The following is a 12537-nucleotide window of genomic DNA, read 5'->3' as shown; positions in this document are numbered from 1 at the left end:
GTCCAGCCCGGCCGCAGGATCGGAGCGCGACGCGTGAGGCGCATCCGTATCCGTTCCCTCTTCCTGGGCCTCGTCATGATCACGGCCGCATGCGCGGCCTCCGCCCAGACGCGCAAGCCTTTGCCGCCCGGCGTGGCCGGCGTGATGCGCATCGACGCCGGCACCGACTACGTGTTCCTCGACAGGCCCACCACCGTGGGCGGCGCGTGCAAGGGGTGGAAGGCGGTGTCGATACAGGCCCCGGGCCCGGCCGGATCGGGCATCACCAACCTCATGTGCTGGAAGGAATCGAACGGCCAACTGCTGACGGCGACCGAGGCGAAGGTCACGCCGCAGGTCGCGCCGATCAGCCTGATCCGCTGAGGCGGCAGCCGCGGGCTGGCCGTGCCGGCTGTTGGTGTTGCTGCTGCGCGGATGGAGCGCAAGCCAGGCAAAAAAAGCGCTCCTCGAGGGAGCGCTTAACGGCGCACGAATGCGCCGCGAGGAGGAACCGGAACCGAAATCCACTGAACCTCCACATTGACTCCGCGCGCCGCCCGCTCATGCGGGACAGGGCAAGGCAAGTACGTGAGCGCCTGCCTACAGCGTCCCCATCCTCGCGGACCTGCGTGCCCGCGTGCGGGCGGGCAGGTCGCTCCGCTCAGCCCAGCAGGCCGTGCAGGATGTTGGTGACCGGGCTCACGACATGGCTCACCGTCTGCTCGACCTGGCTGGTGATCGGCGCCACGACTTCGCCCACGCCCGCGGCGACGGCACCGGCCGCGCCTTCGGCCACGTGCGCCACCGTCTCGACCACCGGCGCCACGGTGCCGCTGGTGCCCGCCAGGATGTCTGTGGCCGGAGCCGCGGCAGTGGAGGCCGCGTGGGCCGCCGGAGCGGTCGCCTCGCTCGTTGCCGACTGCAGCACGTTGGCCAGCGGGCCGTCGTCGCCACCGAGCGAGCCGAGCAGGTGTCCGACGAGGCCGTCCGCACCCAGCACGCTGCCGACGAGTCCTTCATCGCCGAGAAGGTTGCTCACGACACCGTCTTCGCCGAGCACGCCGCCCAGCAGCCCGCCGGTGCTGCCGCCGCCGGTCACGCCACCGAGCAGGCCGCCCACGAGGCCGTCTTCGCCGAGCAGACCTCCGACCAGACCGCCGGCATCGCCGTTGGTGACGCTGCCGAGCAGGCCGCCCACGAGGCCGTCCTCGCCAAGCAGACCTCCGACCAGGCCACCGGCGTCGCCGTTGGTGACGCCGCCGAGCAGGCCACCGACGAGGCCGTCGTCACCCAGCACGCCGCCGAGCAGGCCTCCATCGCCACCGAGGACACCGCCCAGCAGGCCGTCGTCACCCAGCACGCCACCGAGCAGACCGCCATCGCCACCGAGCACTCCGCCCAGCAGACCGTCGTCCCCCAGCACGCCGCCGAGCAAGCCACCGTCACCACCGAGCACGCCACCCAGCAGACCGTCATCACCCAGCACGCCGCCGAGCAGGCCCCCAGTGCCACCGAGCAGGCTGCCCAGCGGACCGGCGGCGCCCAGCAGGCCGTCGTCTCCCAGAACACCGCCAAGCAAGCCGTCTCCGCCAAGGAGGCCGCCGATCAGGCCGTTGTCGCCGAGTACGCCGCTCAACAATCCGTCTTCGCCGCCGAGCAGGCCGCCCAAGGGGGTGGCGCCCAGCAGCTCGCCGACCACGCCATCGGGTCCGAGCACGCTGTCGACCAGCCCTCCTTCGCCGAGCAAACCGCCGGTGAGACCGTCGCTGCCCAACAGGCCGGCGAGCGAGCCGTCGCCGCCGAGCACGCCTCCCAGCAAGCCGTCATCGCCGCCGAGAACGCCGCCCAACAGACCGTCGTCTCCCAGCACGCCGCCGAGCAGACCACCATCGCCGCCGAGAACGCCGCTCAGCAGGCCGTCGTCTCCCAGGACACCGCCGAGCAGGCCGCCGTCACCGCCAAGAACGCCACCCAGCAGTCCGTCATCTCCCAGCACGCCGCCGAGCAAACCACCCAGCAGTCCGTCATCTCCCAGCACGCCACCGAGCAGTCCGCCATCCCCCAGCAGCTGCCCGACCAGCCCGTCTTCGCCGAGCACGCTGCCCACCAGGCTGCCGTCGCCCAGCAGGCCCTCGAGCACCTGGCTGATCACGCCGTCTTCGCCGACCAGGCCGTCCACCAGGCCGTCGATGCCCAGGCCGGTGGTCACGCCGCCGAGCAGGCCGCCGCTGCCGAGCACGTTCCCGAGGATGTTGTTGAGCGCATCGGTCAGGTAGTCGACCTGGCCGTTGAGCGACCCGACGAGCGCGCCGGTCAATCCGTTGCCCAGCAGGCCGTCGACCACGGGGGTGAGCACGCCGCCGAGGTCGGCGGTGATGTTGTCGACGGTGTTGTCCAGCGGATCGAACCCGTTCGGATCGTTGGGCCTGAACTCGTTGCCGGCGATGGGCGAGAGCACGTTGTCGACCAGGTCGGTGAGGCCGTCGGTCGTGGGCAGCAGCGAGCCCAGCGTGCCCGCGGAGTGCGTGACCGCGGCGCTGCGCGCTGCGGCTGCCGTGCCGCCGCCGCCCAGGCCGAGCAGGTTGTCGAGGGAGCCGACCAGATGCCCGACGGCGCCGTCGCCCGGATCGAGCAGGTGGTCGGCGTCGGCGTCTGCGTCCGAATCCGCGTCGGAATCCGAGTCCGAATCGGAATCCGAATCCGAGTCCGAGTCCGAGTCCGAGTCCGAGTCCGAGTCCGAGTCCGAGTCGGCATCTGCGTCGGAGTCCGCGTCGGCATCCGCATCTGCGTCGGCATCGGCGTCCGCATCCGCGTCGGAGTCCGCATCGGCATCGCTTTCGCCGATGCCTGGAATGAAGAAGGGAACCGCGCTGTCGCTGCCGCCGCCCCCACCGCCCAGCGCGGCCGCGAGCCCGATGGCGCCCAGCGCGCCGAGCGCGAACTCGCCCAGCCCGATGCCGCTGCCGGCGGCGGTCTTCTTGCTCACCGCGAGCGCGGCGGCTTCGGCGTCGCTGTCGGGTGCGGTCACTTCGAGGTCGCCGGAAGCCACGTCCACGTTCACCTGTTCGAGCCCGCTGGCCAGCTTGGTCGAACTGATGGTGGCGTCGGTGCCGCCGGTGAACACACCGGCCAGCGGGGCCTTGTTGGTGGCCGATCCGGGGAAGAGAACGTTGGCGTGGCCGTCCTGCGGAACGATCACGCGGTCGCCGGCCATCAGCGTCTGGCTGCCCGAGACGGGAATCGCCACCCCGTCGCGCATGACGACCGTGCCGGGCGTGGCGTTGGACAGCGAGCCGACGCCGGCCGGTGCTGCTGCCGTGGCGGTGCTGGCCGTGCCCATGGGAGCGACGGGCCTGACTGTCGATTGCGCGAGGATCACCGGCGCGGCACCGCTGTCGGCGCCTCCGGCGGTCGAAGAAATCGTTGTGTTGGCATCCGTCATGGCAGCCTCCTCGATGGTTGGACTGGTTGACGGGGCAACTTGTGTGCCGCTTTTTTGTGCAACCGGCAGCGATGCGTCCGTTTGCGTGCAAGTTGTTGATTTGCCTGCGGATTTTTGACGTGCAAGGGGTCTGGGAGGTCGAGCGGAAGGCCTTCCGGCGGGCGCGCTTCGGCGCTTGTTACGTAGCGTTGCTACGTGCCCGGCCCGTAACAAGCGCCTGCGCGGACCGGTTGTCGCGGCAGCCCGGCGAAAGCTTCAGCTCCTGGGTCCGCGCAAGGCGCCGGCGTCTTCGTCGAACACGGTTTCCAGCTCGGTGGACCACGACCCGCAGTGTTCGATCACGGCCAGTTGCCCTACGAAGCTTTCGATGGCGCTTTGCCGGCGGGCTGGATCGTCCCCCGCTGCTTCAGTTGCTGAAATCCCGGCCGGCGAAATTCTCTATGGATGGGGCGCCGTACCGGATAGCTCGCGCAGCTCGTTCGATATGCGGCGCCGGGCCTGCTCATTGAAAGAAAGACGTGTTCCTCGCTGCCGGGCGTGAGGTCGCAATCGCAGAAGAGGCACGTGTCCATGGCCGCCTTCGCAGTCTGTTCTTGAACCGTGTCCCGGCCTTGTCCCAGCCAAAAAAAAGCCGTTGAACATCAACGGCTTGCTGGTGCCTTCGACAGGAATCGAACCTGTATCTGAGTCTTAGGAGGACCCCGTTCTATCCATTGAACTACGAAGACCGGATGGGGATGCACGAGGCGAAAACCGCAGTGCGCCCGCGATTTTATAGGGTTCGCGATGACAGTCCCGGCCGGGGCCATCGGCAACCCCGTGCGCATCGCCAGCGCGGGCTAACCCGAATACGAAATCTTCGAAAAGTTGACCGCGATCAAGCCGCCTCGAATCGGCGGCGCGCACCATCGTGCCCGTTCGCATCTCTGCTCAGATTCAAGAACAAAAAAGAGCGAAATCACTACACAGGAGACAACCTGATGAAGAAGATCGCCTCGAACGTTCTGAGTCGCGCGACTGCCGTCCTTGCCACCACTGCCGCCGCGGCGGCGCTGGCCTCCGGCGCCGCGCCCGCCTTCGCATGGGAACCCACCAAGCCGGTGGAGTTCGTGATTCCCGCCGGCACCGGCGGGGGCGCCGACCAGATGGGCCGGCTGCTGCAGGGCATCGTCATCAAGTACAAGCTGATGAAGGAACCGCTGATCGTCGTCAACAAGTCCGGCGGCGCGGGCGCCGAGGGCTTCCTGGCGGTGAAGGAGGCGAAAGGCGATCCGCACAAGATCGTCATCTCGCTGTCGAACCTGTTCACCACGCCGATGGCCACCGGCGTGCCCTTCAACTGGAAGGACATGACGCCGGTCGCGATGCTGGCGCTCGACCAGTTCGTGCTGTGGACCAACGCCTCCGAGCCCTACAAGAACGCCGGCGACTACATCGGCGCGGTGAAGGCCGCGGGACCGAACAAGTTCAAGATGGCCGGCACCGGCTCGAAGCAGGAAGACCAGATCATCACGGTCGCCCTCGAGAAGGCCACCGGCACCAAGTTCATCTACGTGCCCTTCAAGGGCGGCGGCGAGGTGGCGGTGCAGCTGGTGGGCGGGCACGTGCAGTCGACGGTGAACAACCCGATCGAGGCGGTGGCGCAGTGGCGCGCAGGCAAGCTGCGCGCGCTGTGCGTGTTCGACGACGAGCGCATGCCCTTCAAGGCCAAGGTCACCGACACGCAGTCGTGGAACGACATCCCCACCTGCAAGGAAGCGGGCGTGCCCACCAGGTACACGATGCTGCGCGGCATCTTCATGCCGCCGGGCGTCACGCCCGACCAGCTCGCCTTCTACAAGGACCTGCTGACCAAGGTGGCCGCCACGCCGGAGTGGAAGGAGTACATGGAGAAGGGCGCCTTCAACCCGACCTTCCTGACCGGCGATGCCTTCGCGAAGTGGCTCACCGAGGCCGAGGCCACGCACCGCACGCTGATGTCCGACGCGGGCTTCCTCGCGAGCAACAAGTAGGCCGGCGCGGGCCAGCCGGCTGCGACGACTGCCGCGCACGGCGTGCGGCAGCGGGCGCGTGTGCCAGGAGCGCACGCCGATTTCCTTCTTCCAAACAACCACGATGGGGGCTCCATGGAGCACGACGAAACATCCGAGGGCCCGGCACGTACGGGCATCTCCACGCACCTCGTAGAAGCGGCGGTGGCCGTCACGCTGCTGGTCATCGGCCTGGTGGTGGTCTTCGAGGCGCGCAAGCTCGGCGCCGGCTGGACCACCGACGGCCCCGGCGCGGGCTACTTCCCGTTCTTCATCGGCGTGATCATCACGATCTCGGGCGCCGGCATCCTCTACCAGTCGCTGCTGGGCAAGAGCCGCAACACCGCGGTCTTCGTCGACTCGGTACAGCTCAGGCGCGTGCTCTCGGTGCTGGTGCCGGCCACGGTCTACGTGCTGGCGATCGCCATCCTCGGCATCTACGTGGCGTCGGCGATCTACATCGCGCTGTTCATGATGGTGCTGGGCAAGTACGCGTGGTTCAAGAGCGTGTTCGCCGCGCTGGCCGTCAACACGCTCTTCTTCTGCATGTTCGAGGTCTGGTTCAAGGTGCCGCTCTTCAAGGGCGCGCTCGATCCGCTTCGATTCCTCGGCTACTGACGACCGAACCCAACACTCACGGAGCACAAGCGAAATGGAAGAAATCAGTGCCCTGATGCAGGGCTTCTCGGTGATCCTCTCGCCGATGAACATCGGCCTGATGTTCCTCGGCATCATCCTCGGCGTTCTCATCGGCGTGCTGCCGGGGCTCGGCGGCGCCAACGGCGTGGCGATCCTCCTGCCGCTCACCTTCACGATGTCGCCGACCTCGGCCATCATCATGCTGTCGTGCATCTACTGGGGTGCGCTGTTCGGCGGGGCCATCACCTCGATCCTGTTCAACATCCCGGGCGAGCCCTGGTCGGTGGCCACCACCTTCGACGGCTATCCGATGGCACAGAACGGGCACGCCGGTGCGGCGCTCACCACCGCCTTCACATCGTCCTTCGTGGGCGCCTTCCTCGCGGTGGTGATGATCACCTTCCTCGCGCCGCTGGTCGCGAAGTTCGCGCTCAAGTTCGGCTCGCCCGAGTTCTTCGCGGTGTACCTGCTGACCTTCTGCAGCTTCGTGGGCATGGGCAAGGGCTCGCCCTTCAAGATCCTCGCGTCGATGGCGCTGGGCTTCGCGCTCGCCAGCGTGGGCATGGACACCGTCACCGGCCAGCTGCGCCTGACCTTCGGCCAGCCCGAGCTGATGCGCGGCTTCGACTTCCTGATCGCGGTGATCGGCCTGTTCGGCATCGGCGAGATCCTGCTGTCGATGGAGGAGGGCCTGAAGTTCTCGGGCAAGAGCGCGAAGATCGACCCGAAGGTGGTGTGGCAGACATGGAAGCAGCTGCCGCGCTACTGGATGACATCCATCCGCAGCTCGCTCATCGGCATCTGGATGGGCATCACGCCCGGCGGTGCCACGCCGGCCTCTTTCATGGCCTACGGCCTCGCAAAGAAGATGTCGAAGAAGGGCGCGAAGTTCGGCACCGGCGAGACCGAAGGCGTGGTCGCGCCCGAGACCGCCGCGCATGCGGCCGGCACCAGCGCGCTGCTGCCGATGCTGGCGCTGGGCATTCCCGGCTCGCCCACCGCCGCGGTGCTGCTGGGCGGCCTGCTGATCTGGGGCCTGCAGCCCGGGCCGCTGCTCTTCGTCGAGCAGAAGGACTTCGTCTGGGGCCTCATCGCGAGCATGTACCTCGGCAACATCGTCGGGCTGATCGTGGTGCTGAGCACCGTGCCGCTCTTCGCGTCGATCCTGCGCATTCCGTTCTCGATCATCGCGCCGGTGATCATCGTGATCTGCGCGATCGGCGCCTACACGGTGCACAACGCGATGCTCGACATCTGGTTCATGCTCGGCTTCGGCGTGCTGGGCTACCTGTTCAAGAAGCTTGACTTTCCGCTGGCGCCGCTGGTGCTGGCGCTGGTGCTCGGCGACAAGGCGGAAGACTCGTTCCGCCAGGCCATGCTGGTGTCGCAGGGCGACGTGATGGTGATGTTCTCGAACCCGCTGGTCGGCACCATCACCACGCTCGCGCTGGTGCTGCTCTTCTGGCCGCTGATCTCCAAGGCGCTGGCCTTCGTGAAGAAGCCGAAGAAGGCCGACGAGTTCGCGGTCGAGCGGCCGGTGGATTGATGACGAAGGAGGCCAGCACATGCCAGTGATCGCACTGACCCAGGAGATGGGTTCCCTCGCGAAGGATGTTTCGCTCAAGCTCGCCGAGACGCTGGGCCTCGCCGTGATGCGCCACGAGGTCATCGAGCACGTGGCGGAACGGATGCAGGTTTCCACCAGCCTCATCGGCAGGCTGCGCGCCGGCAAGGCGGGCCTGGTGGAGCGCCTGACCACCGACAAACGCAGCGTGGCGCTCTACACCGCCGAAGAGCTCTTCGCGCTGGCCGACCGCGGCAACGTGGTGCTGCGCGGCTGGGGCGCCACCTGCCTGCTGCGGCCGGTGCCGCACGTGGTGTGCGTACGCATCACGCGCTCGATGAAGAAGCGCGTCGAATGGCTGATGGACGACCTCGAGACCGGCGACGCCGAGTTCGCCGAAGCCGAGATCCGCCGCAGCGATCAGGCGCACGCCGCGCGCATGCACGCGCAGTTCGGCGTGACCTGGGGCGACCCGGTGCTCTACGACCTGGTGCTCAACACCGACCGGCTGTCGGTGGAAAGCTGCGTCGAGCAGATCAGGCTGATGGTGAACTGTCCCGAGTTCGCGGAAACGCCGGCCTCGCGTGCGCTGCTCGCCAACATGGCGCTGGAGGCTCGCGTGCGCGCGGCGCTGAAGGAGCACGAGGCGACGCGCGATATCAACGTGACGATCACCGCGAACCAGGGTGAGCTGCTGCTGCGCGGCATCGTGCTGGACTCGGATGAACGGGCGCAGGCAGAGGCTGTGGCAGCGGAAGTGCAGGGTGTGAGCGGGGTGCACAACCAGCTGAGGCTGATGGCCAGCACGCGGCGATTTGCTTCGGCGAAGCAGACCTAGGTTTTTGCTCCTTCCCCCTCTGGGGGAAGGTCGGGATGGGGGCACTGGGCGGTGGACACGCCGGCAGCCCTTGATGCGCCCCTTGCCCCCACCCCAACCCTCCCCCAGCGGGGAGGGGGCAAGACCGGTTCAGATCTTCCCGCGCTTGCGAAGCCGACTAAGGGTTTCCGCTGACAGATTCAGATACGAAGCCAGCTCCTTGCTCGGAATCCGATCTTCCAGCTCCGGGTGCTTGCGCATGAACCGGTGCACGCGCCCCGCGGCGTCGAGCAGGTGCAGCGTGATCGTGTGCGCCATGATCTCGCTCATCCCCCGCATCACGAGGAACTCGAACAGCTCCTTGGTTTCAGGATGCTTGTTCAGGAAGGCGATCCACTCCTTCAGCGGCAGGCTCGCCACCCGCGCCTTGGTCACGCAGACGATGCCGTAGGGCGTGGGCGTTCCCAGCCGCAGCGCGGCGTAGCTCGTCTCCATGTCGTTCTCGTCGGCGAAGCGAAGGATCATTTCCTTGCCCTCCGGGTTGCTCACCACCCGCTTGAGGATGCCGTCGAGGATGAAGTACTGCTCCATCTCCCGCACCCCCTGGTGCAGCAGGAACTCGCCCTTGTTGCCGTCCACGATGACCAGGTGGGCTTCCAGCTCGGCGCGGTCGGCCTCGCTCAGGTCCTTGAGAAGCACGTTCTGCCGCAGCTGGGCGCGAATGATGTTCTTCTCCGGATGGTTTTCCAACAACGTCATGGTCACCGTCTTGCTCGAGTTCGCTGCCGGCGCCGCTCATCGGGGGCTGCGCCGTTTTCGGGAAAGTTGACCGAGGTCAACGGCCGAAAGTTTGGCCCGAATCATAGTCGCGGCTCGGGCCTAGGCCATTCACCCATGCAGAAGGAGAGACATGTCTTCAGTCAGAACAGAGAAAGAGGCGGCCACCACGCTGAGCGAAGCCCTCAAGCCCGCGAAAACCCGTGACGCCGAAGGCGACGCGGTGGTGCGCGCGCTCAAGAGCGTGACGGAAGACAACGCGCCCGAAGGCGAGACCATCGACGGCTTCCACCTCGTCATCGATGCCCTCAAGCTCAACGGCATCGACACCATCTTCGGCCTGCCCGGGATCCCGATCACCGACCTCACCCGCATGGCCCAGGCCGAAGGCCTGCGCGTGATCTCCTTCCGCCACGAGCAGCACGCCGGCAACGCGGCCGCTGCCGCTGGCTTCCTCACGCAGAAGCCCGGCATCTGCCTGACCGTGTCGGCGCCCGGCTTCCTCAACGGCCTGACCGCGCTGGCCAACGCCACCACCAACTGCTTCCCGATGATTCTCATCAGCGGCTCCAGCGAGCGCGAGATCGTCGACCTGCAGCAGGGCGACTACGAGGAGATGGACCAGCTCGCCATCGCCAAGCCGCTGTGCAAGGCCGCCTTCCGCGTGCTGCATGCGCAGGACATCGGCGTGGGCATCGCGCGCGCCATCCGCGCCGCGCTCTCGGGCCGCCCGGGCGGCGTGTACCTCGACCTGCCGGCCAAGCTCTTCGCGCAGACCATGGAGGCTGCGGCCGGCAAGGCCTCGCTCATCAAGGTGGTCGATGCGGCGCCGCGCCAGATCCCCGCTGCCGACGCGGTGAACCGCGCCCTCGAACTGCTCAAGGGCGCCAAGCGTCCGCTGATCCTGCTCGGCAAGGGCGCTGCCTACGCACAGGCCGACGCCGACATCCGCGCGCTGGTCGAGAAGACGGGTATTCCCTACCTGCCGATGTCGATGGCCAAGGGCCTGCTGCCCGACACGCACGCGCAGTCGGCGGCGGCGGCGCGTTCCTACGTGCTGCAGGAAGCCGACGTGGTGGTGCTGGTCGGCGCGCGCCTGAACTGGCTGCTCTCGCACGGCAAGGGCAAGACCTGGGGCGCAGGAGAAAGGCGCCAAGCGCTTCATCCAGATCGACATCGCGCCGACCGAGATCGACAGCAACGTCGCCATCGAGGCGCCGGTGATCGGCGACATCGGCTCCTGCGTGGCCGCGCTGCTGGCCGGCATCGACGCCAAGTGGGCCAAGCCGCCGGCCGAGTGGACCGGCGCCATCGCCGAGCGCAAGGACAAGAACCTGTCGAAGATGGCCGCCACGCTGGCAGCGCGGCCCTCGCCGATGAACTTCCACGGCGCGCTCAGCGTGATCCGCGACCAGGTGAAGGCCCGGCCCGACGCCATCGTGGTGAACGAGGGCGCCAACACGCTGGACTTCGCGCGCAGCATCGTCGACATGTACGAGCCGCGCAAGCGCCTGGACGTGGGCACCTGGGGGATCATGGGCATCGGCATGGGCTTCTCCGTGGCCGCCGCCGTGGTCACGGGCAAGCCGGTGATCGCCATCGAGGGCGACAGCGCCTTCGGCTTCAGCGGCATGGAGGTGGAAACCATCTGCCGCTACAACCTGCCGGTCTGCGTGATCGTCTTCAACAACAACGGCGTCTACCGCGGCACCGACGTGAACCCCAGCGGCACGCCCGACGTGGCGCCCACGGTGTTCGTCAAGAACGCGCGCTACGACAAGCTGATGGAAGCCTTCGGCGGCGTGGGCGTGCACGCCACCACCGCCGACGAGTTGCAGAAGGCCCTGGCCGAGGCCGTCGCCTCGGGCCGCCCGACCCTCATCAACGCCGTGATCGACGAAACGGCGGGCACCGAGAGCGGCCGCATCACGAGCCTGAACCCCGCCACGGCGAAGAAGAAGTAACCCGCATTCCGTTTCATTCAAGGAGATATCCCAATGAGCAACAAGCCCCTCAACGGCATCAAGATCATCGACTTCACGCACGTGCAGGCCGGTCCCGCGTGCACGCAGTTGCTGGCCTGGTTCGGCGCCGACGTGATCAAGGTGGAGCGCCCCGGCGCGGGCGACGTCACGCGCTCGCAGCTGCGCGACATTCCGGACGTCGACGCGCTCTACTTCACCATGCTCAACAGCAACAAGCGCTCGATCACGCTGGACACGAAGAAGCCCGAGGGCAAGGCCGTGCTGGAGAAGCTGATCCGCGAATCCGACGTGCTGGTGGAGAACTTCGGCCCCGGCGCACTGGACCGCATGGGCTTCACCTGGGAGCGCATCCAGGAGCTCAACCCCAAGATGATCGTCGCTTCGGTCAAGGGCTTCAGCGAAGGCCACCACTACGAGGACCTGAAGGTGTACGAGAACGTGGCGCAGTGCGCCGGCGGCGCCGCCTCCACCACCGGCTGGTGGAAGGGCGGGAACTCGGTTCCGACCATCTCGGCCGCGGCGCTGGGCGACTCCAACACCGGCATGCACCTGGCCATCGGCATCCTGACGGCGATCATCGGGCGCGAGCAGACGGGCAAGGGCCAGAAGGTGGCCTGCTCGATGCAGGACGCCGTGCTCAACCTGTGCCGCGTGAAGATGCGCGACCAGCAGCGCCTGGACAGCGTGGGCTACCTCGAGGAATACCCGCAGTACCCGCACGAGATGAGCGCGTTCGCCGACAAGGTCGTGCCGCGCGGCGGCAATGCCGGCGGCGGCGGCCAACCCGGCTGGATCCTGAAGTGCAAGGGCTGGCAGACCGACCCCAACGCGTATATCTACTTCACGGTGCAGGGCCACGCCTGGGAACCGATCTGCGATGCGCTGGGCAGGCCCGAGTGGAAGACCGACCCCGACTACATGACGGCCAAGGCCCGCCAGCCGCATATCGAGCAGATCTTCGCCACCATCGAGGACTTCATCAAGGACAAGACCAAGTTCGAGGCGGTGGACATCTTCCGCAAGCACGACATTCCCTGCGCCCCGGTGCTGTCGATGAAGGAACTGCTGCACGACGAGTCGCTGCGCAAGAGCGGCTCTATCGTCGAAGTGCCGCACAAGGAGCGCGGCACCTACTGGACCATCGGCAGCCCGATCAAGTTCTCGGACCTCAAGCCCGAAGTCACCGCCTCGCCCCTCCTGGGCGAGCACACCGACGAAGTGCTGGCGGAACTGGGCTACAGCAAGGACCAGATCGAAAGCCTGCACGCGGCCAAGGCAGTGTAGAAGCCCACCCCCAGGCTTGC

8 protein-coding genes, 1 tRNA gene and 1 pseudogene are annotated in these 12537 nt (G+C 67.3%); 7 read left to right on the top strand and 3 right to left on the bottom strand.

Going from position 1 to position 12537, the window contains the following annotated elements:
- Positions 1-33 precede the first annotated feature (33 nt).
- On the top strand, positions 34-363 hold the full coding sequence (locus tag ACHMXA_RS29610) for a hypothetical protein (protein WP_395317408.1): 330 nt from the start codon (positions 34-36) through the stop codon (positions 361-363).
- Positions 364-640: 277 nt separating this feature from the next.
- Here ACHMXA_RS29610 and ACHMXA_RS29605 read toward each other — a convergent pair whose 3' ends face one another.
- Both ACHMXA_RS29605 and ACHMXA_RS29600 read right to left on the bottom strand, forming a co-directional pair.
- The gene (locus ACHMXA_RS29605) at positions 641-3421 is read right to left on the bottom strand and encodes a hypothetical protein (RefSeq protein ID WP_395317407.1); all 2781 of its coding nucleotides are present in this window, start codon (positions 3419-3421) and stop codon (positions 641-643) included.
- Between the two features lie 653 nt (positions 3422-4074).
- Positions 4075-4149 (bottom strand) — tRNA-Arg (locus tag ACHMXA_RS29600).
- A gap of 252 nt (positions 4150-4401) precedes the next feature.
- On the opposite strand from ACHMXA_RS29600, the gene ACHMXA_RS29595 reads away from it, so the two are divergent.
- The 4 genes from ACHMXA_RS29595 to ACHMXA_RS29580 all read left to right on the top strand — a co-directional run bounded on the left by ACHMXA_RS29595 (position 4402) and on the right by ACHMXA_RS29580 (position 8492).
- Complete coding sequence (locus ACHMXA_RS29595) at positions 4402-5433, top strand: Bug family tripartite tricarboxylate transporter substrate binding protein (RefSeq protein ID WP_395317406.1); 1032 nt, start codon at positions 4402-4404, stop codon at positions 5431-5433.
- A gap of 114 nt (positions 5434-5547) precedes the next feature.
- Positions 5548-6069, top strand: coding sequence for a tripartite tricarboxylate transporter TctB family protein (locus tag ACHMXA_RS29590; protein ID WP_395317405.1), 522 nt, complete (start codon positions 5548-5550; stop codon positions 6067-6069).
- Positions 6070-6103: 34 nt separating this feature from the next.
- Positions 6104-7636: a tripartite tricarboxylate transporter permease gene (locus ACHMXA_RS29585; RefSeq protein ID WP_395317404.1), complete on the top strand. Its 1533-nt coding sequence runs from the start codon at positions 6104-6106 to the stop codon at positions 7634-7636.
- A gap of 19 nt (positions 7637-7655) precedes the next feature.
- The gene (locus ACHMXA_RS29580) at positions 7656-8492 is read left to right on the top strand and encodes a cytidylate kinase family protein (RefSeq protein ID WP_395317403.1); all 837 of its coding nucleotides are present in this window, start codon (positions 7656-7658) and stop codon (positions 8490-8492) included.
- A gap of 129 nt (positions 8493-8621) precedes the next feature.
- On the opposite strand, the gene ACHMXA_RS29575 is transcribed toward ACHMXA_RS29580, so the two are convergent.
- Positions 8622-9230 (bottom strand): Crp/Fnr family transcriptional regulator, encoded by a 609-nt coding sequence (locus tag ACHMXA_RS29575; RefSeq protein WP_056595369.1) that lies wholly within the window; start codon positions 9228-9230, stop codon positions 8622-8624.
- A gap of 151 nt (positions 9231-9381) precedes the next feature.
- On the opposite strand from ACHMXA_RS29575, the pseudogene oxc reads away from it, so the two are divergent.
- Both oxc and frc read left to right on the top strand, forming a co-directional pair.
- Positions 9382-11212: pseudogene (oxc, locus tag ACHMXA_RS29570) on the top strand (oxalyl-CoA decarboxylase).
- A gap of 33 nt (positions 11213-11245) precedes the next feature.
- Positions 11246-12517 carry a formyl-CoA transferase gene (gene frc, locus ACHMXA_RS29565; RefSeq protein ID WP_176663419.1) on the top strand — a complete coding sequence of 424 codons (1272 nt, stop codon included), beginning with the start codon at positions 11246-11248 and terminating at the stop codon, positions 12515-12517.
- The last annotated feature ends 20 nt before the right edge of the window (positions 12518-12537 follow it).

The organism is Variovorax sp. UC74_104, from assembly GCF_044055375.1.
Lineage (GTDB): Bacteria > Pseudomonadota > Gammaproteobacteria > Burkholderiales > Burkholderiaceae_C > Variovorax.
Note: the sequence above shows the minus strand (reverse complement) of the source record. Positions and strands in the feature narration are given on the sequence as shown.

What these genes read in the sequence shown, in the direction of transcription:
- ACHMXA_RS29605 (WP_395317407.1), bottom strand. Translation starts at nt 3,421, where the DNA reads ATGACGGATGCCAACACAACGATTTCTTCGACCGCCGGAGGCGCCGAC.
- ACHMXA_RS29595 (WP_395317406.1), top strand. Translation starts at nt 4,402, where the DNA reads ATGAAGAAGATCGCCTCGAACGTTCTGAGTCGCGCGACTGCCGTCCTT.
- ACHMXA_RS29590 (WP_395317405.1), top strand. Translation starts at nt 5,548, where the DNA reads ATGGAGCACGACGAAACATCCGAGGGCCCGGCACGTACGGGCATCTCC.
- ACHMXA_RS29585 (WP_395317404.1), top strand. Translation starts at nt 6,104, where the DNA reads ATGGAAGAAATCAGTGCCCTGATGCAGGGCTTCTCGGTGATCCTCTCG.
- ACHMXA_RS29580 (WP_395317403.1), top strand. Translation starts at nt 7,656, where the DNA reads ATGCCAGTGATCGCACTGACCCAGGAGATGGGTTCCCTCGCGAAGGAT.
- ACHMXA_RS29575 (WP_056595369.1), bottom strand. Translation starts at nt 9,230, where the DNA reads ATGACGTTGTTGGAAAACCATCCGGAGAAGAACATCATTCGCGCCCAG.
- frc (WP_176663419.1), top strand. Translation starts at nt 11,246, where the DNA reads ATGAGCAACAAGCCCCTCAACGGCATCAAGATCATCGACTTCACGCAC.